The organism is Paenibacillus sp. J22P59 (assembly GCF_059383895.1).
This window is the reverse complement of sequence record NZ_JBXENX010000001.1, coordinates 1-23226: the sequence shown is the minus strand read 5'-3', so window position 1 is coordinate 23226 and position 23226 is coordinate 1. Positions and strand designations below refer to the sequence as shown.

The following is a 23226-nucleotide window of genomic DNA, read 5'->3' as shown; positions in this document are numbered from 1 at the left end:
CATACACGATAGCAAATGCCTCTGTCAAGCTTTTGTCCTTGTCACCTTTATTGTTCCTCGGACTCCTCTTCCTTCTGGATCAAGCCTGCAAAAAGGGCATGTACGAATTGCTCGGAATCGAACTCCTGCAAGTCTGTCATTTTCTCGCCTAATCCAACCAGCTTCACTGGCAAATTCAGCTCATTGCGAATAGCGATGACGATACCGCCCTTGGCTGTGCCGTCAAGCTTCGTCAGCACAAGCCCCGTAACACCGCTTTTCTCACCGAATAGCTTAGCTTGGCTTAATGCATTCTGGCCCGTTGTTGCATCCAGCACGAGCAGTACTTCATGGGGAGCATCAGGAATTTCCCGTTGGATAACACGGAATATTTTGTTCAGCTCTTCCATCAGGTTCGACTTATTCTGAAGTCTTCCTGCCGTATCGCATAGCAGAATATCAACGCCCCGCTGCTTGGCAGCTTGTACGGCATCAAACATAACAGCGGCAGGGTCAGAGCCCGATTGCTGCTTGATGACATCTACTCCTACACGTTGTCCCCATACTTCGAGCTGCTCTATTGCACCTGCACGGAAAGTATCGCCTGCTGCCAGAAGCACGCTTTTGCCCTCGCTTTTAAATTTATGCGCGAGCTTACCGATTGTAGTTGTCTTGCCGACGCCATTAACGCCAACGAACAAGATGACCGTAATGCCGCTTGCAGACATTTGCAGACCGGGATTGTTCTCGCCCTTCAATAGCCCAACCAGCTTCTCTGATAAGATCGGCTGCAAATCTGCTGCATCCTCGATCTTGCGCTTCTTCACTTCTGCACGAAGCTCATCAATGAGCTGCATGACCGTATTAACGCCAACATCAGCTCCGATCAGAATTTCTTCCAGCTCTTCGTAGAACTCCTCATCAATCTTCTTGCGGCGGATGATGAGATCTTCAACCTTCTCAACAATCGCAGCACGGGTTTTCGTCAAACCCTCTTTAAAAATATTTGTGACCGCTTCTGTCTTGGTAGCAATGCTTTCCTTCAGCTTCTTAAAAAAACTCATCGTTTGCTGCCCCCTCTGTCCTCTATCTAAGCACTTTCTTGCTCTTCTTCCTTGTCTTGCTCTTCCTCTAAGCGGACGGATACCAGCTTCGATACGCCGCCTTCCTCCATCGTCACCCCATAGAGAACATCTGCTTCTTCCATTGTACCTTTGCGATGGGTAACGACAATGAATTGCGTCAAATCTGAGAACTCACGCAAATATTGCGCGAATCGTGATACGTTCGCTTCGTCCAGTGCGGCCTCAACCTCATCAAGCACGCAGAATGGAACCGGCTTAACCTGCAAGATAGCAAACAGCAACGCAATAGCGGTCAAGGCCCGTTCTCCACCGGAGAGCAGCATTAAATTTTGCAGCTTCTTGCCTGGCGGCTGCGCCACAATCTCAATCCCAGTATCAAGTACCCGATCCGGCTCAACTAGTACCAGGTCAGCACGTCCTCCACCGAACAGCTTCGCAAATACGACGACAAAATGGCCACGAATCGCCTCAAATGTCGTCTTGAACCGTTTCGACATTTCATCGTCCATTTCCTTGATGACCTGATACAGCGTCGTCTTCGCTTCAATCAGATCATCCTTCTGCTCAGTCAGGAATTCGAATCTCTCGCGTACTCGTTCATATTCGTCAATTGCACCCAAATTGACATCGCCTAACGCGCTAATCTGGCGCCGCAGCTCGCGGACAGCGTTCTGTGTACCGATGACATCCTCCGGCACTGGATACTGCTCCTTCGCAAGCTCGAAGCTAAGCTCATACTCCTCGCTCAGCTTACGGAGCAAATTGTCCAACTCCACATCAAGTCGATTCGCAGCAATCTCCGTCTGACGCATTTGCTCTTCTACCTCTCGAAGCTGTACGCGCTGCTCCTTCGTATCGCTCTCACCTTGCTCCAACTCACGAAGACGATCGGCTCGCTGTGAACGCTTCAGATCAGTCTGCTCCGCACATTCCTGCTTCTTAAGGCGCAAGCTGTTAATCTGCTCAATCTGATTAACCGTCTCGTCACTATGGCGTGCCAGCTCTTCTTCTTGCTGAGCAAGCAGTGTTCGGAAGCCAGCAAGCTCCTTTTTCACCCGTTGAATATCAGAACGGACACGTGTCGCTTGATCTTCAAAGGACAGCTTCTCTTGATCCGTCTTTGCCACCGCAATTTTCAAATCCGTCAACTGACCCTGCAGCGCTTCCTTCGCAGTCTCGCTTGCCTTGCGTTTCTCCTCAGCTATACGAATTGCTTCCTGGAGCCTCGCTTCATCTTGCGTTAGCTGCTCTAATCTAATCTCAGCAGCTTCCGCCGTCGTCTGCATAGACTGCTGTTCCGCCTGATGACTGCTGCGATCTGCCGTGAATAGCTGCTCCTGCTCGCTCAGATGCTTCGCTTCGTTCTCTAATTGCTGAAGCTCCGCTCTTACCTGCTGCTCATTAATCCTGTGCTGCTCTGAAGCTGCTCGAAGCTCCTCCATATTTTGTGAGCGAATGGACTGCTCCTTGCGAAGATCGCTTAGCCTATCTCGAAGCTGAACGATACGCGCATCCGCTTCAATAATTTCCTTATCCAACGCTTCAATCTGCCTTTGACGGCCTAGAAGGCTTGCCCCCTTCTTCTGCAGGCTGCCCCCGGTCATCGAACCGCCAGCATTTACAACATCGCCTTCCAATGTAACGACTCTATACCGGTATTGGCACTTGGATGCAATTCTATTCGCTTGCTCTAGCGTCTCCGCCAACAGCACATTGCCTAATAAATTATTAATGATAGCTGCATACTTCGGCTCACATGAGACCAGATCAGCGGCAACCCCTACGAAACCATCCACAGCTGCGGCAAGCCGTTTATCATGCTCTGGCACTTGCCGTCCACGAATGACGTCAAGCGGCAAGAAAGTTGCACGTCCAAGCTGTCTTTGCTTCAAGAAGGCGATCGCTGTGCGTGCTGACTTCTCGTCTTCCATTACGATATGCTGCAATGCTCCACCGAGCGCAGTTTCGACAGCGGTCTCAATACGTTCAGGAACACGTACCAGCTCGGCCACCGCTCCATGGACACCGCCAATTCCGCCAGTAGAACGACGAGACGCTTTCAGCACCTCGCGCACACCTTGCATGAATCCATCCAAGGCATCCTGCATTTCCTTCATCGTATCTCTGCGAGAACGATTGGAGTCCAGCTTCTGCTCCCACTTGCGAATAGCAGTGGAAGCTTCTTCAACGTATTGACCAAGCTCTTTACTTTTCTCTGCTTCATCTATATAGCTTGTACGAGTTGAGGAAATAGTGTCCATAGTAGCTTCAAGTTGCTTCTCCAGCTTGGAACGGCGCTCAGCCAGACGCTTATGCTGCTCTGCCCACTTCGCTTCCTCATCGGTTAACCGTTCCATCCTTCGCTGAACAGCTTCTTGCTGCTGCCCTGCATAACGAATTTCATTGCGCAGCTGTGCCATCGTGCTGAGTACATCAAGCAGCTCGCCCTTCAGAAGCTCCTCTGCATCAACGCCTGCTCCACCGACAACGCCAATCAGATTATTTTCCTCTTCCGCCAGCTTAACTTTAAGGCCCGCCATCTCTACTTCAAGAGCAGCAGCCCGACTGTGGAATTCGGCCTCTTCTTGCGTTAAGGCGGCAATGCGCTCATCCTGTGCCGCAATCGTCTCTTCTAGCTGATGTTTGTTCTGATCGAGGTTCTTCTTCCGTTCCTTCAGAACCTCGCCGTAGCCTTCGCACTTCTCGTACTCTTCACTATACTGAAGCATCGCTTCATGCAGTCGATCAAGCGCATCTTCCAGCTCTCTAAGCATTTGCCGATCCTTTTCCAAATGAGCGTCATGCTTGCTGACAACAGTAGAGAGCTCAAGCTGTTCTTTTTTAAGCCGATCAAGCTTCGTATTTGCCTCTGACCATGAGCTATGTACATTCTCGATATTATGCACGTACATGGATATTTCCTGCGTCTTGAGCTGTTCTCTAAGCTGCTTATAATGAATAGCCTTCTCCGACTGCTCGCGCAGCGGTATAACCTGATCCTCCAGCTCTGTCACCAGGTCATGAATCCGAAGCAAATTCTGCTCGGTATCCTCCAGCTTCTTCTGTGCCTCACGTTTGCGGGATTTATATTTCACGATACCCGAGGCCTCTTCGAAAATGCCCCTGCGATCCTCAGACCGGGTGCTTAGAATTTCTTCAATTCTACCCTGTCCGATAATCGAGTAGGCTTCTTTCCCGATACCCGTATCCATGAACAGCTCGGTTATATCCTTCAGCCGGCATGGCTGCTTATTAATCATATATTCGCTATCTCCGCTGCGATGGACGCGGCGGGTTACGGTAACTTCGTTATACTCTAATGGAAGAGCTCCATCCTCATTATTAAGCGTAAGTGATACTTCACCATAATTGACAGCCTTACGTGCATCGCTGCCTGCAAAAATAATATCTTCCATCTTACCGCCACGCAGGCTCTTTGCGCTTTGCTCGCCAAGCACCCACCTGATGCCATCCGAAATATTGCTCTTACCGCTGCCGTTCGGCCCGACAACTGCGGTAATGCCGGTAACGAATTCCATTTCCGTTTTGTCGGCAAATGATTTAAAACCTGATAATTCTATCCGCTTCAGGAACATAGTCTGGCTTTCACCTCATCGTACATTGTAGCACATCTTAAACGACCCGTTAACTATGTTGACAATATAGGTGGTATCCTGTCAATGAAAGCGTTATACTAATTCATGTGAGAGTAAAAACTTGATGCAAGCGAGGAGGTTAATAATAAAGGAGTCGTATACAAATGAAATGGTATAGAGAAAACAAGTGGGTCGCAGCAGTTATCACGGTAATTCGGTTGTATTTGGGATGGCAATGGCTAACGTCAGGTATCGGCAAACTAACAGATGGCTTTGATGCTTCTGGCTTTATTGGAAATGCTATTAAAAATCCAATCGTCGACAGAACCACACAGGAGCTTGTCTATCCGAATTTTCATGCGTTTTTGGAAAACTTTGCTTTGCCGAATATTGGGCTGTTCAATCTAATCGTCCCATTCGGTGAGCTGTTGGTCGGTGCTGGATTAATTGTAGGCCTCTTCACAACTACAGCTGCATTTTTCGGAATGTTGATGAACTTTACGTTCATGTTCGCAGGATCTGTAAGCAAGAACCCTTGGTTTCTGCTCATCGCTTTTGTTATTTTTGTTGCGGGTTCCAATGCTGGACGCTTCGGTCTGGACCGTTTCGTCAGTCCAATCATTAGCAAAAAGTTTGACAGCCTGCGTCAGCGCAAGAACACAGCTTCTACATCAGGTGAAGCAGTCAGACAAGCTTAACGGGACCTCCCGATGGCACAGAAAATTCAAGCAGGCTTATTTCTAGCCTGCTTTTCAATAAATTTTAATAATGCATGTTGATTTTAATGACTTTTGTCGAAATAGTAATAATTATGTCGTAACTATCTCTTGTTTTGTGAAAAATATCACATTAAATCTAGTTCTACAGGCGTATGCTTAGAACAAGACAACACAAGACAAGAGATAAGGAGTCGATCAAGATGATGAAATGGTGGAGAGAGAACAAATGGGCTGCTGGGATTGTTACCGTCATTCGAGTTTTTCTAGGGTGGCAATGGATAACAGTCGGGTATCACAAATTAACCGATGGATTCGATGCAGCTGGTTACTTGGGCAATGCCGTAACGAATCCCGTGATGGACAAAGCAACACAACAACCGCTATACCCAACGTTTACTACATTTTTGGAAAATTTCGCATTGCCTAATACGAATATAATTAATTTTGTTATACCACTAGGTGAATTTTTAGTTGGTCTCGGCCTGATCCTTGGAGCCTTAACTACAGCTGCTGCATTCTTTGGCGGATTGATGAATTTCATGTTCTTATTCGCTGGAACGATCAGCACTAACCCTTGGCTATTGCTTCTCGGCCTCATCGTATTTGTCGCAGGAGCTAACGGTGGGCGCTTCGGTCTCGGTTACTTCATCACCCCTATGCTGCACAAATATTATGAGCAATTCCGCAAACGCGGGAGAGCAGCAGGTAATATTCCTGGGAAGCAAGCTTAGTATATATAAAAGAGCAGCGTCCAGTAAGTGGACGATGCTCTTTTTTGCATTGGATGCTGCTTAATTCTATCCCTCAACAGTCCGCTCAACCCCAACACCCAACACCCAACAGAACGCGTTTAACGGAACCTTGATCCGCTATTCACAACTTTGAGGTTCAAAGAGATAGAATAGCGGAATTCCATTCCTCTATTCTTAATAATTTGAAGAAAAAGCAGAAAATCCTCCAAATACCGGAACCGAGATCCGTTACTTTCATCTGAAGTCGGTCACCAGCAAAAATAACGGAACACCGTGCCGTTCCTTAAAGTACAATGAACAATATTCGGACGAAACAACCCCACTGAGAAAAACTCATCCCTACTTCTTCAACGTCCTACAATGGCCGAAATAATCCCAACTACTAAGTGGAACCAATTCCCGCAAGGTCAGTCTCAGTTCGGAAAATTGCAGGCGATAGCATGCTTTCATGGAATTCAATTGTCGACAGTCTAAGCCTCGTCCAACAATCAGGTTATATTTAGGATATAGTAATAATAAAAAAGAAGAAGCCGGATAACCGGCTTCTTCTTCTCTATTCTTGCGATAGTGATTGCCATGCTTCTGCAGCGGCACGCTGCTCCGCTTCCTTCTTCGTGCGGCCATTACCGCTTCCGAAGGCCGAATCACCGATATAGACGGCTACGACGAACTCTCGATCATGAGCTGGACCGCGTTCTTCCGTAATACGATATTCGACAGCACCAAGACCATTATGCTGGGCCCGTTCTTGCAGCTTGGACTTGAAATCCTTCACTAGCAAGCCATAATCATTCGATTCAATATAAGGAAACATATAAGTTTCAAGGAAGACGCGCGTCCGTTCTATGCCGGCATCCAAATAAATGGCTCCGACGAACGCTTCGAATAAATCGGCGAGCAGTGCTGGTCTCTGACGTCCTCCCAATTGCTCCTCGCCACGTCCAAGCTGAACATGAGAGCCTAGATCGAGACGTTCAGCGAATTGCGCAAGCGAAGGCTCACAGACAACGGATGCTCGCATCCGAGTAAGCTCGCCTTCCGGGCGCCTTGGGTAAGAAGTGAACAAATATTCCGAAACAAGCAGTTGGAGTACGGCATCGCCAAGGAACTCCAAACGTTCGTTATGTTCAATAGTGCCATGCTTATGCTCATTCACATATGACGTATGAGTAAATGCTTGCTTCAGCAGTTTGGGTTGTTTAAAACGGAGCTGCACACGGGTCTGCAGCTCGTTAAACGAATCACGCCTCATAAACTTTCATCACGATCGTAGCGTTGTGACCGCCGAAGCCGAATGAGTTAGACAACGCTGTTTTCACTTCCGCTTTACGCGGTGTATTAGGAACATAATCCAGATCACATTCTGGATCTTGATTCTCAAGATTAATCGTTGGCGCAATAATGCCATTCTGCAGCGTCAACCCAAGAATAACTGCTTCAACGCCGCCAGCAGCACCGAGTAGGTGGCCCGTCATTGATTTGGTAGAGCTGACTGCCACTTTGTAAGCGTGGTCGCCAAAGGCTTTCTTAATCGCCTTCGTCTCAGAACGGTCACCAACTGAGGTCGATGTGCCGTGAGCATTGATATAATCAATAGCCTCCGGTTCGATTCCTGCGTCCTTCAGTGCTTTGACCATGCAGCGAGCTGCGCCGTCTGGATCAGGCTCTGTCATATGATGAGCGTCACCGCTCATACCGTAGCCGATAATCTCAGCATAAATATGTGCCCCGCGCTTTTGTGCATGCTCAAGGGATTCCAAGATCAGCACACCCGCGCCTTCACCCATAACGAAACCATCGCGATCTGTATCGAATGGACGGCTTGCTTTGGCAGGATCATCATTGCGTGTTGACATGGCCCGCATAGCACAGAATCCAGCTAGACCGGTTGGTCGAATCGTTGCTTCTGCACCGCCGCATATCATAACGTCTGCATCGCCGCGCTGAATGATTTTGAAAGAATCTCCGATGGAATGCGTTCCCGTCGCACAAGCAGTTACAGCTGCAGTGTTAGGGCCCTTGGCACCCGTCAGCATCGATACTTGTCCGGAAGCCATGTTAGCGATCATCATTGGAATGAAGAATGGACTAACGCGTTTCGGACCTTTCTCAAGCAGAATATTATGCTGATCTTCCCAAGTACCTAGACCGCCAATACCAGAGCCGACAATTACGCCAATACGCTCCGGATCAACGTTCTCTCCGATAAGGATGCCCGAATCCTTCACTGCAGATTGACTAGCAACTGCGGCGAATTGAACGTAGCGATCCATACGGCGCGCTTCTTTCTTGTCCAGGTTATAATCTTCAGGATTGAAATTTTTGATCTCGGCAGCAATCTGCGTTGGGTATTCGCTTACGTCAAAAGCCTCAATTAATGAAACGCCCGACTTTCCTTCCAGCAAATTAGCCCAGAATTGCTCCACTTCGGAGCCTAACGAGGTCATGACCCCCATGCCAGTTACGACTACTCTCTGTTTCATTTGACTCACCTCTATTGACTGCAAATTAAATGCGTACTTGCATCATTTCTCTCTATATATAAAAAAGCCGTTCAGCTCAGTTCATCACGTCATAATGGAAATGTTCATCACATGGAGAGAAGTCCCGTTTGTGACAACGGGACCCTTCCTCTTTACGTATGAGATTGTATGTATTTGACTACTTCTCCCACAGTGGTGATGGTCTCTGCATCTTCATCAGAGATTTCCATATCAAACTCGTCTTCCAACTCCATGACCAATTCAACGACATCAAGAGAGTCAGCGCCGAGGTCATCCTTAAAGGAGGCTTCCAATGTGACTTCATTTTCGCTCACGCCAAGTCTGTCGACGACGATACGTGTTACACGTTCTACTACTTCGGACATCCGGTTCACCTCCTCTTTGGTATTATACGAGAATTACAGACAAAATGCCAGACGTAACCGTTTTAAAAACATCTTGCCCGCGCTGGCAGCAACCTTACATATACATGCCACCGTCTACATGAACGGTCTGACCCGTCATATAGGCAGCCTCATCTGATGCCAGGAAACGAACCGCAGCAGCGATATCCTCTGGGTTACCGAGACGAGCAAGCGGAATCTGGCCCGATAAGGAAGCCTTCATTTCATCAGGCAATTTATCGGTCATCTCCGTTTGTATGAATCCAGGCGCAACACAGTTCACCGTAATGCCACGGGACGCCAGTTCCTTAGCACTTGCCTTGGTCAAGCCAATGACCCCTGCCTTAGCAGCGACATAGTTAGCTTGTCCAGGGTTACCGAGTACACCGACAACAGATGAAATATTAATGATACGTCCAGAGCGCTGCTTCATCATCGAACGAGTTACCGCTTTGATTCCGTTGAAGACACCCTTCAGGTTCGTCTCAATAACTTGATCGAATTCTTCTTCTTTCATACGCATAATTAGATTATCTCTTGTAATACCTGCATTATTCACCAAAATATCAAGGGAACCGAATTGTTCGATAACGCTCTTAACCATCGTCTCGAATTCGTCCACTTTGCCTACATTGGCTTGCAAGATAATCGCACGACGCCCAAGTGCTTCAACAGCTTGCGCCGTCTCCGCAGCAGCAGCCTCACTGCCAGAGTAATTTATCGCTACGTCTGCACCTGCTTCCGCTAGGGCAATAGCAATCGCTCGCCCAATACCGCGCGAAGCACCTGTAACAAGCGCCTTCTTTCCTTCAAGACTGGCAAACATGTTATCCCTCCTTATCAAAGTAGAGCCACTTGCGAAGCTTACAACTTCTAGCCCGCTTACAGAGCTTCAATTGCAGCGATGCTGTTTACCGAAACAATGCGCACAGTTTTATCGATTTTTTTCACCAAGCCAGCAAGTACTGTGCCTGATCCAATCTCGACAAATGTATCTACGCCCTGTTCGATTAAATAAAGGATACTATCCTCCCATAGAACCGGAGAATAGACTTGCTCTACAAGCAGTTCTCTTATCACTGATGCTTCAGAAACCGACTTCGCCGTCACATTCGCCACAACAGGAACAGCAGCTTCTTGCATGGTGACTGTCGCCAGTACATCAGCAAGCTTAAGTGCCGCAGGCTTCATTAAAGAAGAGTGGAATGGCCCGCTGACTTCAAGCGGGATAACCCGTTTGGCTCCTGCTGCTTCTTTGCCGCGCTCAACAACGGCTTGTACGCCCGCTGCTGTTCCAGAGACAACGATTTGGCCTGGGCAGTTCACGTTCGCAAGCTCGACCGCGTTGCCTTCTGCTGAGATCGCAGCACACAGCTCAGCAAGCACGCTGCGCTCTGCGCCGAGGACAGCGGCCATAGCACCTTGTCCGCTTGGCACAGCCTGCTCCATAAATTCACCACGCGCTCGAACCATTCTCACAGCATCTTCGAATGACAGCACACCTGCTGCAACAAGCGCACTGTATTCACCTAGGCTGTGACCAGCAACATAATCAGGTTTCAATCCTTTATTTGCAAGCGCCTCTAATAGTGCAACACTAACGGTTAACAATGCAGGCTGTGTATAAGCGGTCTGCTTCAGCATGTCGTCTGGTCCGTTAAATATAATGTCACTCAGCTTAAATCCTAGTGCAGTATCCGCCTGCTCGAAAATGGCGCGCGAGCAATCTAATGCATCATGCGCATCCTTGCCCATGCCAACCGCTTGCGCGCCTTGACCTGGAAATATAAATGCTGTTTTACTCATGATAGTCCCTCCGTTATGACCAGATCAGTACTGAAGCGCCCCATGTAAGTCCGCCGCCAAAACCAACGAGAACCATGCAATCCCCTTCACTTACACGACCCTCTTCAACCGCCTCTGCAAGCGCAATTGGAATAGAGGCTGCAGACACGTTGCCGTATTTGTTCAGGTTGATCATACATTTCTCTTCCGGCAAACTCAAACGATTCAATGCCGATTGGATAATGCGAATATTTGCTTGGTGAGGAACCAATAGATCGATATCTTCTTTTGATATGCCAGCTTTGCTAAGAGCAGCCTCTGCGGCACTGCCCATGATACGAACGGCAAATTTGAATACATCATTGCCAGCCATATGAATAAAATGCTGCTTGGCTGCAACGCTGTCTTCCGAAGACGGTACGCGTGAGCCGCCGCCGCTTACCCTGAGAAGATCGCCTCCTGCGCCATCTGCCCCCAGCTCGAACGAAAGGAAGCCTCGCCCTTCCGCAACAGGTCCAAGAACGACCGCTCCTGCCCCGTCCCCGAATAAAATACAGGTGTTACGGTCCGTATAATCCGTGATTCTGGACAATGTTTCTGCACCTACAACGAGCACATGCTTGTACATTCCTGTCGCAATCATATTCGACGCTGTCGCCAGACCATAGATGAAGCCTGAGCATGCAGCCGACAAATCAAATGCTGCGGCTTTTTTGGCTCCAAGCTTTTCTTGCAGCAAGCAAGCTGTCGACGGGAAGAACATATCTGGCGTAATTGTCGCCACAATAATGAGATCGATATCTTCGACAGTTAGGCCAGCAGCAGCAATGGCCTGCTTAGATGCCTCCAGCGCAAGATCGGAAGTAGCCTGCTCTGCAGCTGCTATTCTCCGTTCACGAATACCTGTACGAGTGACAATCCACTCATCATTCGTTTCAACCATTGTTTCTAACTCTTGATTGGATAAAATTCGGTCGGGTACATATTTACCCGTTCCAATAATGCCAACAGGACGCAAATTCATCATTTTCCACTCATTTCCCGCTAATTTCCTCTGCTATGGATTCTGTTAACTTGGACTGAATCGCTGTACGAGCTTGACGAACCGCATTCTTGATCGCAGTGGCATCAGAAGACCCATGACATTTCATGACTAACCCATTCAATCCAAGCAACGGCGCGCTGCCATGCTCTTTATAATCCATTTTATTCTTCAGCGTACGAAGCTTTGGCATCATAATCGCTGCTGCCAGCTTCGTAAGTAATGTATCTCCGAAGGCTTGCTTCAGGAAAGTAAACAGCGTCCCCGCTGTCCCCTCCATCGCTTTCAGTAGAATATTTCCTGCAAAGCCGTCACAAACGAGTACGTCACAGCTCCGGGTAAGTATATCGCGAGCCTCCACATTGCCGATAAAATGAACAGGTGCCTGTTCAATCAGCTCATAAGCGGCTTTTGTCAGCTCATTGCCTTTCTTCGCTTCCGTTCCAACATTGAGCAAGCCAACTCTAGGCTTATCCATTCCATGCACTTTACTGCGATAGATACTGCCCATAATCGCGTATTGAAGCAAATGCTCTGGCTTCGCATCCATATTGGCCCCAAGATCAAGAGCAAGCACTCCGATATCATCCATCGTTGGCAGCATTGGAGCAAGCGCAGGACGTTCAATTCCATCAAGGCGGCCCACAACAAGCAGGCCAGTCGTCATCAGAGCGCCAGTGTTGCCTGCGGACAGCATAGCATCCGCCTGCTTATCCTTGACTAATTGTCCGGCTACAACCATGGAAGCGCCTTTTTTTCTACGAACCGCTTTAACGGGCTCATCATCAGGACCAATCACTTCATCCGCATGGCATATTGTGATGTTGGCGGGCTTGTTCCCGCCCAATAGCGGCTCAATAACCGCTGTATCCCCGACTAGCAGCAGCTCAATATCCTGCCACTCTCGCGCAGCTTCCAATACTCCCTGTACAATCAGGCCAGGAGCATGGTCGCCTCCCATAGCATCAATGGCGATCCGCATGTTTGTTTTCCTCCCTAAGCCTCATTCTCGTTATCTCCCGTAGACCGATAAATAACGAAATTCCCTTGAAACACCATTTCTTCGCCTACATAAGTAAATAACTCCACCTTAGCCTTATGCCGTTCTCCCGATATGGAGCGAACATACGCTTTGGCAATACATTTCTCACCTAGTTTAACGGGTCTTATAAAACGGATATCCGCTGTAACCGTCAAGGCAATTTTATCATCTATAATTGCTACCGCGAGCGAGTTCGCTTGGGCAAAAACATGGTGCCCCCTAGCGATGCCTGTTCGCGAGAATACATGCTCTTCTCGTATCTCGAATATTGAAATACCACTCTTATCCAACTGCAGATCAACAATATCACCTATCACTTCATGCAGCGGCAGAGACTGGACCGAATCGTATGAACGTTCTGCCATCAGCTTCATTCTCTCCCGGAGCTCAGGTATACCCAGCTCCATACGATCTAATCGAATGGTCTGGATGCTCACCTTCAAATCACGAGTAAGCTCCCGATCCGTGATAAATGGATTCTCATCAATTAATCGGGCGAGCAGCTGATGCCGCTGCCGTTTGGGCATTCGTTCGATTGTCGGCACCACCTTAAAGTCATATCTAAACTACTCTATTGCAGCCGCTCCAAAATGATGGCTGATATTATCACCTGGTACTAAACAATTATATAAAAAATAGCCTCCAGAAGCAACGAGGCATAAAAAATAGCACCTCATCGCAATGAAGTGCTATTGTGGGAAACCCCGAGATTATTGGGAAATAACCTCTTTCGTTTTGTAATATCCGCACACTTTGCATACGTGGTGAGCCAATTTCAACTCTCCGCATTGCTCGCATTTTACCATTCCAGGTACCGCCAGCTTAAAGTGCGTGCGACGTTTGTCGCGGCGAGTTTTCGACGTTCTTCTTTGAGGTACTGCCATGTTTCCCACCTCCTTCACAAAATCAATAGGGTATTGCGTTATTAATCTTTGAATAAATCCTTGAGAACTTCAAGTCGAGGATCAATCTTCTCCCTCGAACAGCCACATTGTTGTTCATTCAAGTTCTGTCCGCAGGATTGACAAAGTCCCTTGCAATCATCACTGCATAATGGCGCAAAAGGCATAAAGAGTTGAAGCGCTTCTTCCACATAAGGCCTCAAATCTAGTACGTCTTCCTTCACCGAAATGAAATCATCATCCTCGTCGTCATTCTTTCCGTCATCCTCTGGGGATGCCGGTTGGAACTGCTCGAAGAAAGGAATTGTCGTGTGTGTCTTAAGTGGTTCAAGACAACGAGAGCAGCCGAGCTCCCAGTCGATTGTCAATTCACCTTCGACTGTAATCCCGCCTTCGTTCCCTGATACTTGAAGAGACACATGAAGCGGACCCGTGCTAATGACATCGATACGTCCTTCAAACAGAGCGGATACGTCCAACGTTTCGTCGATCGTTATCTTTAACCCTTTGGACATTGTTTCTTGTACATGAAACTCCATTAGATCACCCCAAACAAACAAAAATTATTATATCTATTTTACTATGGTTTTGTCAACATAGTCGGACGGCAATTCGTTTTATTCTTCTGACTCTATGAATAATAGAACAGCATTGTGCTATGATGAATCATATATTTCTCGCAAGCAAGGAGAGTTCCAATGCGTACGGTAGGGCTAATTGTTGAGTATAACCCATTTCACAACGGACATCAATATCATTTGCAACAATCACAAAAAATATCTAAGGCCGATACAGTCGTCGCCGTAATGAGCGGGCATTTTTTACAGCGCGGAGAACCAGCCATAATGGACAAATGGGCACGAACAGAAGCCGCTTTGCGAGGCGGCTGCGACCTTGTCATTGAGCTGCCGGTCGCCTATGCAACCCAAGCAGCCGAATGGTTTGCCTATGGAGCTATATCCCTGCTTGAGGCAACTGGTGTAGTCGATTCCTTCTGCTTCGGCTCTGAGAGCGGCGAACTGACTGCCATGCAGGAAGCGGCTCGTCTAATAGCGAATGAACCGCCTGCCTTCAAGCAGCTGCTCAAGGAGACTCTTGAGTCAGGCGTCAGTTATCCCAGCGCCTACAGCTCAGCAATAGCTGCTTATTTGAAAGCAGTCGGGCTGACAGAAGCCGCTGCTTTCCCCTATGCGCTGCCGAACCATACACTTGGCCTTCATTATTTGGTGGCGCTGGAGCGGATTAGCGGTCGCATGGAGCCCTTTACAATCCGCCGAGAGAAGTCGGAGTACGGGCAAACCACCTTAACCGACAGCACGATCGCCAGTGCTACTGCTATACGCAAGCTGCTATCCAATAAGGGCGAGCTGCTTGGCAGCAAGCCTTACGTGCCTTCCTCTACCTTTGCCATTATGGAACGGGAATGGCTCGCTGGCAGGAGCCCTGTTTCTTGGGACAGCTTCACCGCTCCATTGTTCCATACGTTAATTACCCATTCTGCCGCTCAATTAGGACAATTCCATGAAATCACAGAAGGCTTGGAGCATCGCTTGCTCCAAGCCATTCCGCAGCTCGACATGCCTGCAGTCGAATTGCTGCTGGAGCAGGTCAAAACCAAACGCTATACAAGAACGAAGCTGCAGCGGGTTCTTCTCTCTATTTTGCTGCAGCATAAAAAAGAAGACTTCACTGCAGAACGCTTAGCATCAGGTATTGAATACATTCGTGTCCTTGGCTTCTCTGACAAAGGCAAGGAGCTGCTCCGCCGAATGCGCAAAACTGCCAAGCTGCCTGTTCTGCTCAGTGCAGCTAGACCTCCAGCACGCTACCGTTATCTTGAACTGGATGTACAGGCTACAGGAGCTTACATGCTCGCTAACACAAACCTAGCTTCAACCAGAGCCTTATTCCGGGATTACTTCGATAAGCCTATCATGGTGTAATGATGCTGACAAAACGATTAATAGCGTCTACGGCCTCATCAAGCGTTTGTACACTAACCACCTTCATACGGCTTCCGATCGCTGCCGCTTTGGTGGCCGCCTCCTTATAATTGCCTGCTGGAGAGAGAAACAATTGCGCCCCTTCCTCTTCAGCTGCGACAATTTTGTAAGCAATGCCGCCAATCTCCCCAACCTCGCCATTTGGCTTAATCGTTCCCGTCCCTGCGATCCGCAAGCCTCCTGTAAGATCCCCTTCACTCAATAGGTCATAGCTTTGCAGAGCAAATATTAACCCGGCAGAAGGTCCGCCTATGGACCCAGCTGTAATCGTCAGCTGCAAGCTGTCCTCATTTGCCTTCAAATGATGCTGTTCCGCCAGCTTAATCGTACCAATTGCGGCTGCAAGCTTGTCCTCATTCTCCAAGCCTTCAAGCTTGCCTAGTCTCACAGAGAGCTCTGTCACGGCTTCTCCACGCTGTACAGCTATCTTTACTGAATCGTCAGTCCGCTTATGTTGGAGAGCTTGAATCAGGCCAGCATAGCTCTTAACCGCTCTGTCATCTACACGAATGAGAGTGTCGCCTGCATGAAGGCCTTCCGCCCGATGTGCCGGGGAGTCCGTGACGATGATAGATTCGGGCACGATCTGATAAGGAACGCCAGCCAGTCTATAAGCGGCTTCAATAGCATTATTCTGAGAGCCTAACATACTAACCGATTGGCGCTCTATAAATTCCTGTTCAGAATATCCACGTAATATATCCTTTTTTCGATATACATTTTTGTTCGAATCCCACGTTGCAAATAAGGCTTGCAAATAATCCGTTCCTGTCAGCTTAATCGTCGTTAAGAAGAAGGCCCCTTCTTTCTTGGCATTGGCGGTGTTTGCAGCTTGTTGCCCTGACTGACCAAGAGTCACCATTTGCTTCGTAGATGCCGCCAGCCCCGGCTCGTAGATTAAGAAGGGAGTCGGCGCATACAGCAAAAACCACATCAATAGAGCGGTGGCTCCACAAATGAGAACCGTTCTTGTCCATTCCTTATTCCGTGCCGCCTGCATTCGTCTCTCTCCTTCACGAGTCCATCGCATTCCTTAATAGCTCCGTTAATCTTGTGGCTGTTCTCTACTGAAACGTACTGGTCTATCCCTGTTCTTCCAAGCGTACAATGAATACCAGCATTGTTTGTCCAAAAATGTATGTAGTGGAGTTGATCAACCCTGTGATACGAACGATTCTGTCAGCTATAATCTCTATCTTGCTTGTAGTCGCCATCATCCGGCAGCCGGACGATGCTTTTCAGGCTTCCTTGCAAGGACTTACAATATGGTGGAATATCGTGTTTCCGGGCTTGCTCCCATTCCTTGTTCTCTTCGAGCTTATTGCCGCCTTTGGCCTTATTCATGGAATTGGCAGCCTGCTCCGACCGGTTATGCGCAGAGTGTTCAAGCTTCCCGGTGAAGCAGCTCTTCCCTTACTGCTAGGCTGGATGTCAGGGTTTCAAGCCGGAGCAGATTCGACTGCAGCGCTTAGACGCAGCGGCATACTGAACCGGAATGAAGGGCAACGCCTGCTCGCTCTATCTCATATGCCTAATCCTTTATTTATGCTCGTTGTTGTCGGCGCAGGCTTCTTGCATCGTCCGGAACTTGGTGTCTATATTGCCATCATCGTCTGGCTCTCGGCTCTATGGACAATGGGCATCATGAGACTCATCCAGAAGCCGATTCATCCTACTCCTGCTAGCATTTGGCATAGCACAGCGGAGCCTGCAGGAAGTCTGCTAGATAAAACGAATAGCGCCATTACAACCGGCAGAGAGCAAGACGGCCGCAGCTTCGGCAAGGCGCTAGGCGACTCCGTCTCCTTAAGTGTACAGAAGCTTATGGCAATCGGCGGCTTCATGATTTTTGCTGCGGTTATCGCCAAGCTTGCTCAGCCTCTCATACAATTAGCACTACCCCAAATCAATAGTTCTGTCGAGCTGATTCTGCCGGCACTGCTTGAGAGCCACATCGGCACCTATGCTGCTGCTGTCTGGCAAGGGACAACTATCAACCTTGCAGTTCAGGTTGCCGCTGTCGCCGCTGTTCTAGGTTGGAGCGGATTGAGCGCTATTCTCCAAGCCGGCTATGCGATCTCTGGGACGGACCTGAAGCTGCTGCCTTTCATTGCGGCAAGATTGCTGCATGCTCTTCACGCTGCTTTGTTCGCATTGCTGCTGTGGCAGCCTGCCCAATCCGTATTGCGGCTATTACCAGGCTCTTCCTCAAGCATAGAGCCGGTCATGTCGGTCGGACCAAGTGAGTCAGCCCTGCAGCCCATATGGCCAACAACGTTTACAGCGGCTCAACTGCCTTCTCTATGGCCCTATACGACGACTATCGCCGTCCTGTTGACCGTGGTATTTGTGATCCTATTGCTAATGAAACGTACCGGGCAACCCAATCATCCGCCATCACACAACAAATAAGCAGCTTGTTAGGATTGCTGCTTGGATTCATATTTGGCAATCAAGCGCTGCTCAATGCCTGGGGGAACCAACTCGGCTACCGAGCCGTTGAATTGTGCGATTTCTTTTACGATGCTGGAGCTTAAATAAGAATACTTCGGATTCGTCATCATGAAGATCGTATCAATCTCGCTATCGAGCAATTGATTCGTTGAAGCCAATGTGAGCTCATATTCGAAGTCCGTCACCGAGCGTATTCCGCGAACGATCACGTTCGCCTGGCGTGACTTCATGAACCGGACGAGCAAATCGCGGAAGCTCTCAACGGTAACATTCGGAATATCACTAGTTACCTCCAGCAACATTTCTTTACGTTCTTCTACCGAGAATAAAGGGTTTTTACTCGTATTATTCAATATAGCTACGATTAAATGATCGAACTGCTTCGCCGAACGGCGGATAATGTCCAAATGCCCGTAGGTTACTGGGTCAAAGCTTCCAGGATATACCGCTACACGTATCTTTTCATTCTTCTGCAAGGTCTGTTCCTCCATTAAGGCTGTCGTTTGGTGCATATCGATAAATAGATACAGCTGTATCGCCGTACTTTTGTTTTTTCAATTGGACAAAATCTTTCATCTGCTCGGGATAGACATGCGACGCATCATGCTCTACCACGATTATTGCGTCTTCTTCCAGCATAGAGCGTTGCGCTAGGTCTAACATAAGCTCGTCCATTCCGACCATTCGATAAGGCGGATCCAAGAATACTAATGAGAATACGATATCGCGTTTATCGAGAAGCTTAACCGCCCGGTCTGCATCGTTACGATAGATTTCGGCATGCCGTCCCATACCTGCCGTTTCCGTATTCAGCTTTATAATATCAATGCTCGTCTTTTCCCGATCAATAAAAATCGTCTTCTCAATCCCCCTGCTCCAAGCCTCTATGCCAAGACCGCCTGTACCGGCGAATAAATCAAGGGCCACGCCTCCGTCAAAGAACGGCCCGATCATGCTGAATATAGCTTCCTTTACTTTATCCGTCGTAGGACGCGTATTCATGCCAGGCACCGCCTTCAGTGTGCGGCCTTTGGCCTCGCCTGCAATGACTCTCATTGCATTTTCCCCCTTATGTTCTTCTGTCCCGCCTATCGTACCACATTTTTCTGCCGCAGAAAAAGCGCCCGATAACGGGCAAGGCAGATTTTTTTGCCTCTACATGTATAATCCCCCACATCCCGGACAAAATAGTATCATCGGCGTCGGAAGATGTCGTAGACAACCGCGGAGAAGACTTACGTTTCCCCATAAGCTCTTCGTCCGGTTTCTCCTCTCCCATGAAAAGGGGCTCCCAAAAGGAGCCCCGATTTTTTTGCATAACTACTGATAAAACAAGTATTTTCACACCTGAAACTATCAAACTGATTTTCACTTGATGACAAATTGATGACGAGAAATTAAACAGGAGTATTCTCCAACTCGAAATCTATAATCCCAACACGGTTAAATATCCTCACAGCCTTCGCAGAATAACAGTATGCTTTAATCTGTTCTCCCTTAACAGAAATCACTCGAATATTCCTTATAGATATATTTCGTTTACGATCTATATAAATGAGCTGCACGATTTTATCAATATAAGTTTCCATTTGATTAATCATACGCAGGCTCCCCTAATATATATAGTCTTTCAATTTATCTTTTTCGAGCTGCAGCAGCTTAGCATGCTCATCCTTAACAAATTGAGCATTAAGAATTTTTAACGAACGAACCTCTCCAACTCCCCATGAGACAATTCCCATTTCCCTCAACCTCGCTAGGTGCGTGTGAACAGTTGATCTAGAAGCTATTTTTGTCAGTTTACATAGATCCGTAATTGCAGGTGACCGTCCATGCTTTTCTGTGTAATCAAGGATTGCCATTGCAACATCTAAATTTCTGATTGTTAGCTTCAAAACTGATCGCCTCCGTATTCATTATCTAGGATTATTATATAAGAACAAATGTTCTCTATCAAGATATAAAATAAGCTCCAGCATTATGTGCCAGAGCCTTCTTTTCTGTATTCAATTAGTTTGTTGATGTCCTCAATTTCAAGCACCCTCATGATTATGTCCAAGTTCTCCCGTGACCACGCTTTAGATTTATTCTTGGCCATATCATCTATAGTGTTCCATCGTATGCCAGTAGCTTCACTTAATTGGCGAGCATTCCAGCGTTTCTCCTCCATTATCTCCTGCAACTTCAAATATAACATCCCCATCACCTCGATATCATTATAGAACAACAGCCGTTATTATTCAACATATATAGTTATATTTATAAACTATATTCGTTGACTTTCAACTATTTTCGTTGTATAATAAGAATATAAGGAGGTGAGGAAAACAAATGAAAGATTGGATCGGACTCCTGACAGCCGCTATACAGTTTATAACAGCAATCATGCTTTACAGGCTGGCAACTCAGGAAAAGAAAAAAGGAACCAAAAAACGCCGCGGACCACGCAAACGTAAATAGGTTCCGTTGAGAGGTCGCTAACGACGGCCTCTCTATCCAATCTTAACATAACGCAACAATAAAATAAATCTAGGAGGTATAGGTTATGGACACATTGACGCTTAGTATCTCTATTGTAGCTCTGACCATAAGTGTTGCGGCTCTAATAAAGTTATGGAGAAAGAAGTAATGAAGACTAACGTCGATCGCTTACTGTTCTACACACGTAAAGCAGCTATGTTGCTTAGCATACCGCATGGCAGTCGAAAGGCGGGGTCATCAGATTAGTTGCATACAAAGAGGCGTTACAGAGGAGAATAGAGGAGAAAAATGCTAGGTTGCAAAATCGGTAGATTTTTAGCGAAGTATATGCAGACAGAAAGAAAGCCTTGCGACCATAGTCCGATCGGATTTTTCATTAAACGTTACCAGATGTCACAGTGTTAGCTCTCAGCATTTTGGTTTTGGTTCGGGCAGTCCGAATCCAGAATAGTAAAATTCATAAAGCACTGCAGTTTAACTTAACGCCTCTGGATCCTTGAAAGCCCGGCTAGCGGCGCTGTACGCGCCCCAATGCTTACAAGGAAGCTATGAACCGCGGTATCAATGAACCGACCACCTGACGAACACCAGATGGATACCGCCGCCCAATAAAACAATAGCTCACCAGTCATAAATAATGACCGATGAGCTATTGTTTGCAGAACATCTATGTTGATCGGTTACACGATGTTCATATTAATTTATTAATCTGGTAATGGACCGTAATGAACCGGGATGAACCAAGCTCTTTTACCATGAAGACGAGCCCACACTAGTTCTCCTGTTTTGGGGTCTTTACGGTATGGACGAAAAATGCCCCATGCCCCAAATTCAAGACTCCATGTAAGTTCTTGCCCGTTATGCATTTTCTTAATGTACTTGCTTTTATTCTTTTTTCCACCTGTGTTAATTTGTTCTTTATTATTCATTATGAATACCCCCTGGCTTCGAGCCATTAAATTGGTTCTTGTCAGGAGCCGTGTCCACATGCTAATATTAGTTCACCACAAACAAATATTTATGTAGCCGATCACTACTGCATTGGACGTCGTGTGCAGTAATTGATGCTACACAACCGTGGGCTCTCTGCAAGAGTCGCGGTTTTTTTTATGTACCTCTACCATCTAGACCCCTCCTATTTATTTTACTTCTATGCATATCTCATTTGAATTTCCGCAACTTTTTTGGAAACCTTACAATGCGACATAATTTCAAGCAGGCTCATACCCTTGATTACACTTGGCGGGGCTAGTAGCTCCCCAGCAAATGTATTAGCTTGCCATTCAGGGTTTAGATAAGCAGGGATTTCTCCCCCCTTTTTACCTCTAGCAAAAGAAACTCTTTCAGGTTTATGTAATAGATAATGACCTATTTCATGAGCGATAGTAAATCTGTCCCTCGGCTTATTGAGAGTAGCGTTGTCGTAAACATCTTCCCTTATGAGAATCAGATGTTTATCTGGCACAGCCAACCCTTCTCGATTTGGCATTTCTTCAAAGGGAACAATCTCATATAAGAAATCAGGATGAACTTGCGGAAGAATGTGTTCAAGAAAGTACATAACCGGAAATTCTTTCGCATCTTTCAATCCCATGGCTTCCCTTATAGCTATTACATAAGAACTTATGCTTACTCTAGATAAAGGCTGTGCTAGATATCCACTCATTCACTGCCTCCTTCCGAGTTCTGATTCAAAATATCCCTGATTCTCTGCTTGTTATCTTCGTCTAGGTTTTTTATTTCCCTCGCGAATGCCATAATCAAATTCCTATCGCCATTGTTGTAATCCCTCATCTCAACTTTAACTTGCAGTTGAGATTGCTCAATAGCGACTCTTAATTCATGTTGTTGTTCAACATGGAGTGAGTATCTGTTAGTAATAGTGTTAAACCATTCTTGAGGAACATTTCGTTTACCGTTCTCCACAGCAGACAGATAGGATGATGTAACTCCTAAGTAGTCAGCCATATGTTTAAGTAACTCTCCATTGTCGATTCGGAGTTTTCTACAAAACTTACCAAATAGAGTTAGCATGGATACTGCCCCCTCTCACTTTGAAATTATCTTCTTTCACTATTATAATAGCACAACATTGTTTCCTCAGTCAACTTTTTTTGTTGATTCAGGAAACAATGTTGTGTTGGATTCTACTTTAATAGAAAGTGAGAAAATCCTTGCTGACTTTAAACTGACAACAACTCTCCGAATTTACTGTAGTTTTTGACCACTTGCCTTCCGCAGCTCATTAGCCAACCGGTTAGCTTCCTTCATTCCTGCAACATCATTTTTCTTCTTGGCTGCTGCCCACATCGGGCTAAGATGAGCAGCAATGAGCTTGTTCGCATCCTCTGCCTTCATTTTGTATCCCTCCATTTTATCAGCTACTGTCGCCTTAAACTCCACCCATCTAGTCCACTTGCCACCGTCATACATTAGCCGCGGGCATATCTTGCCTGACCAGTCATAGTGACGGCGTAACCGATCTACGCCCCATCTGCG

26 protein-coding genes and 1 pseudogene are annotated in these 23226 nt (G+C 47.1%); 5 read left to right on the top strand and 22 right to left on the bottom strand.

The window, feature by feature from the left end:
- Window positions 1–47: 47 nt before the first annotated feature.
- Both ftsY and smc read right to left on the bottom strand, forming a co-directional pair.
- Window positions 48–1043: a signal recognition particle-docking protein FtsY gene (ftsY, locus tag AC50YO_RS00135; protein ID WP_494841841.1), complete on the bottom strand. Its 996-nt coding sequence runs from the start codon at window positions 1041–1043 to the stop codon at window positions 48–50.
- A gap of 26 nt (window positions 1044–1069) precedes the next feature.
- Window positions 1070–4660, bottom strand: coding sequence for a chromosome segregation protein SMC (smc, locus tag AC50YO_RS00130; protein WP_494841839.1), 3591 nt, complete (start codon window positions 4658–4660; stop codon window positions 1070–1072).
- Between the two features lie 164 nt (window positions 4661–4824).
- Between smc and AC50YO_RS00125 the strand changes: the two genes are divergently transcribed.
- Both AC50YO_RS00125 and AC50YO_RS00120 read left to right on the top strand, forming a co-directional pair.
- The gene (locus tag AC50YO_RS00125; RefSeq protein ID WP_494841837.1) at window positions 4825–5358 is read left to right on the top strand and encodes a DoxX family protein; all 534 of its coding nucleotides are present in this window, start codon (window positions 4825–4827) and stop codon (window positions 5356–5358) included.
- Window positions 5359–5579: 221 nt separating this feature from the next.
- Window positions 5580–6110 (top strand): DoxX family membrane protein, encoded by a 531-nt coding sequence (locus AC50YO_RS00120; RefSeq protein WP_494841834.1) that lies wholly within the window; start codon window positions 5580–5582, stop codon window positions 6108–6110.
- 574 nt (window positions 6111–6684) lie between these two features.
- On the opposite strand, the gene rnc is transcribed toward AC50YO_RS00120, so the two are convergent.
- The 10 genes from rnc to AC50YO_RS00070 form a co-directional block, all read right to left on the bottom strand.
- Window positions 6685–7383: a ribonuclease III gene (gene rnc, locus AC50YO_RS00115; RefSeq protein ID WP_494841828.1), complete on the bottom strand. Its 699-nt coding sequence runs from the start codon at window positions 7381–7383 to the stop codon at window positions 6685–6687.
- The gene (gene fabF / locus AC50YO_RS00110; protein WP_494841826.1) at window positions 7373–8614 is read right to left on the bottom strand and encodes a beta-ketoacyl-ACP synthase II; all 1242 of its coding nucleotides are present in this window, start codon (window positions 8612–8614) and stop codon (window positions 7373–7375) included. The genes rnc and fabF overlap by 11 nt, the downstream gene beginning before the upstream one ends.
- Window positions 8615–8766: 152 nt before the next feature.
- Window positions 8767–9000, bottom strand: a complete 234-nt coding sequence (gene acpP, locus AC50YO_RS00105; protein ID WP_494841824.1) for an acyl carrier protein — start codon at window positions 8998–9000, stop codon at window positions 8767–8769.
- Between the two features lie 94 nt (window positions 9001–9094).
- A complete protein-coding gene (fabG, locus tag AC50YO_RS00100; RefSeq protein WP_494841822.1) occupies window positions 9095–9844 on the bottom strand; it encodes a 3-oxoacyl-[acyl-carrier-protein] reductase in 750 nt (249 codons plus the stop codon).
- A gap of 56 nt (window positions 9845–9900) precedes the next feature.
- On the bottom strand, window positions 9901–10824 hold the full coding sequence (fabD, locus tag AC50YO_RS00095; RefSeq protein ID WP_494841820.1) for an ACP S-malonyltransferase: 924 nt from the start codon (window positions 10822–10824) through the stop codon (window positions 9901–9903).
- A gap of 13 nt (window positions 10825–10837) precedes the next feature.
- On the bottom strand, window positions 10838–11827 hold the full coding sequence (locus AC50YO_RS00090) for a beta-ketoacyl-ACP synthase III (protein WP_494843167.1): 990 nt from the start codon (window positions 11825–11827) through the stop codon (window positions 10838–10840).
- Between the two features lie 10 nt (window positions 11828–11837).
- A complete protein-coding gene (plsX, locus tag AC50YO_RS00085) occupies window positions 11838–12827 on the bottom strand; it encodes a phosphate acyltransferase PlsX (RefSeq protein ID WP_494841818.1) in 990 nt (329 codons plus the stop codon).
- Between the two features lie 14 nt (window positions 12828–12841).
- On the bottom strand, window positions 12842–13414 hold the full coding sequence (gene fapR, locus AC50YO_RS00080; protein WP_494843165.1) for a transcription factor FapR: 573 nt from the start codon (window positions 13412–13414) through the stop codon (window positions 12842–12844).
- Between the two features lie 183 nt (window positions 13415–13597).
- A complete protein-coding gene (rpmF, locus tag AC50YO_RS00075; RefSeq protein ID WP_021880971.1) occupies window positions 13598–13771 on the bottom strand; it encodes a 50S ribosomal protein L32 in 174 nt (57 codons plus the stop codon).
- A gap of 41 nt (window positions 13772–13812) precedes the next feature.
- A complete protein-coding gene (locus AC50YO_RS00070) occupies window positions 13813–14328 on the bottom strand; it encodes a YceD family protein (protein ID WP_494841815.1) in 516 nt (171 codons plus the stop codon).
- 159 nt (window positions 14329–14487) lie between these two features.
- Between AC50YO_RS00070 and AC50YO_RS00065 the strand changes: the two genes are divergently transcribed.
- Window positions 14488–15732 (top strand): nucleotidyltransferase, encoded by a 1245-nt coding sequence (locus tag AC50YO_RS00065; RefSeq protein ID WP_494841813.1) that lies wholly within the window; start codon window positions 14488–14490, stop codon window positions 15730–15732.
- On the opposite strand, the gene AC50YO_RS00060 is transcribed toward AC50YO_RS00065, so the two are convergent.
- Window positions 15722–16822: a YlbL family protein gene (locus tag AC50YO_RS00060; RefSeq protein WP_494841811.1), complete on the bottom strand. Its 1101-nt coding sequence runs from the start codon at window positions 16820–16822 to the stop codon at window positions 15722–15724. The two genes, AC50YO_RS00065 and AC50YO_RS00060, sit on opposite strands and share 11 nt — an antisense overlap.
- Window positions 16823–16953: 131 nt before the next feature.
- Here AC50YO_RS00060 and AC50YO_RS00055 point away from each other — a divergent pair, with 131 nt between their 5' ends.
- A complete protein-coding gene (locus AC50YO_RS00055; RefSeq protein ID WP_494841809.1) occupies window positions 16954–18204 on the top strand; it encodes a nucleoside recognition domain-containing protein in 1251 nt (416 codons plus the stop codon).
- An 8-nt stretch (window positions 18205–18212) separates the two neighbouring features.
- On the opposite strand, the gene coaD is transcribed toward AC50YO_RS00055, so the two are convergent.
- The 5 genes from coaD to AC50YO_RS00030 all read right to left on the bottom strand — a co-directional run bounded on the left by coaD (window position 18213) and on the right by AC50YO_RS00030 (window position 20443).
- Window positions 18213–18737: a pantetheine-phosphate adenylyltransferase gene (coaD, locus tag AC50YO_RS00050; RefSeq protein WP_494841807.1), complete on the bottom strand. Its 525-nt coding sequence runs from the start codon at window positions 18735–18737 to the stop codon at window positions 18213–18215.
- Window positions 18709–19302, bottom strand: a complete 594-nt coding sequence (gene rsmD, locus AC50YO_RS00045) for a 16S rRNA (guanine(966)-N(2))-methyltransferase RsmD (RefSeq protein ID WP_494841805.1) — start codon at window positions 19300–19302, stop codon at window positions 18709–18711. The genes coaD and rsmD overlap by 29 nt, the downstream gene beginning before the upstream one ends.
- A gap of 13 nt (window positions 19303–19315) precedes the next feature.
- The gene (locus AC50YO_RS00040; RefSeq protein WP_494841803.1) at window positions 19316–19525 is read right to left on the bottom strand and encodes a single-stranded DNA-binding protein; all 210 of its coding nucleotides are present in this window, start codon (window positions 19523–19525) and stop codon (window positions 19316–19318) included.
- A 334-nt stretch (window positions 19526–19859) separates the two neighbouring features.
- Window positions 19860–20141, bottom strand: coding sequence for a LexA family protein (locus tag AC50YO_RS00035; protein ID WP_494841801.1), 282 nt, complete (start codon window positions 20139–20141; stop codon window positions 19860–19862).
- 83 nt (window positions 20142–20224) lie between these two features.
- The gene (locus tag AC50YO_RS00030; protein WP_494841799.1) at window positions 20225–20443 is read right to left on the bottom strand and encodes a helix-turn-helix domain-containing protein; all 219 of its coding nucleotides are present in this window, start codon (window positions 20441–20443) and stop codon (window positions 20225–20227) included.
- A gap of 134 nt (window positions 20444–20577) precedes the next feature.
- Between AC50YO_RS00030 and AC50YO_RS00025 the strand changes: the two genes are divergently transcribed.
- A complete protein-coding gene (locus tag AC50YO_RS00025) occupies window positions 20578–20706 on the top strand; it encodes a hypothetical protein (protein ID WP_494841797.1) in 129 nt (42 codons plus the stop codon).
- Window positions 20707–21431: 725 nt separating this feature from the next.
- On the opposite strand, the gene AC50YO_RS00020 is transcribed toward AC50YO_RS00025, so the two are convergent.
- The 4 genes and pseudogenes from AC50YO_RS00020 to AC50YO_RS00005 form a co-directional block, all read right to left on the bottom strand.
- Entirely contained in the window at window positions 21432–21656 is a 225-nt protein-coding gene (locus AC50YO_RS00020) for a hypothetical protein (protein WP_494841795.1), read from the bottom strand.
- A 221-nt stretch (window positions 21657–21877) separates the two neighbouring features.
- Window positions 21878–22393, bottom strand: coding sequence for an ImmA/IrrE family metallo-endopeptidase (locus AC50YO_RS00015; RefSeq protein WP_494841793.1), 516 nt, complete (start codon window positions 22391–22393; stop codon window positions 21878–21880).
- Window positions 22390–22761, bottom strand: a complete 372-nt coding sequence (locus tag AC50YO_RS00010; RefSeq protein WP_494841791.1) for a helix-turn-helix domain-containing protein — start codon at window positions 22759–22761, stop codon at window positions 22390–22392. The genes AC50YO_RS00015 and AC50YO_RS00010 overlap by 4 nt, the downstream gene beginning before the upstream one ends.
- A gap of 174 nt (window positions 22762–22935) precedes the next feature.
- Window positions 22936–23226, bottom strand: a pseudogene (locus tag AC50YO_RS00005) (N-acetylmuramoyl-L-alanine amidase); the annotation flags it as partial.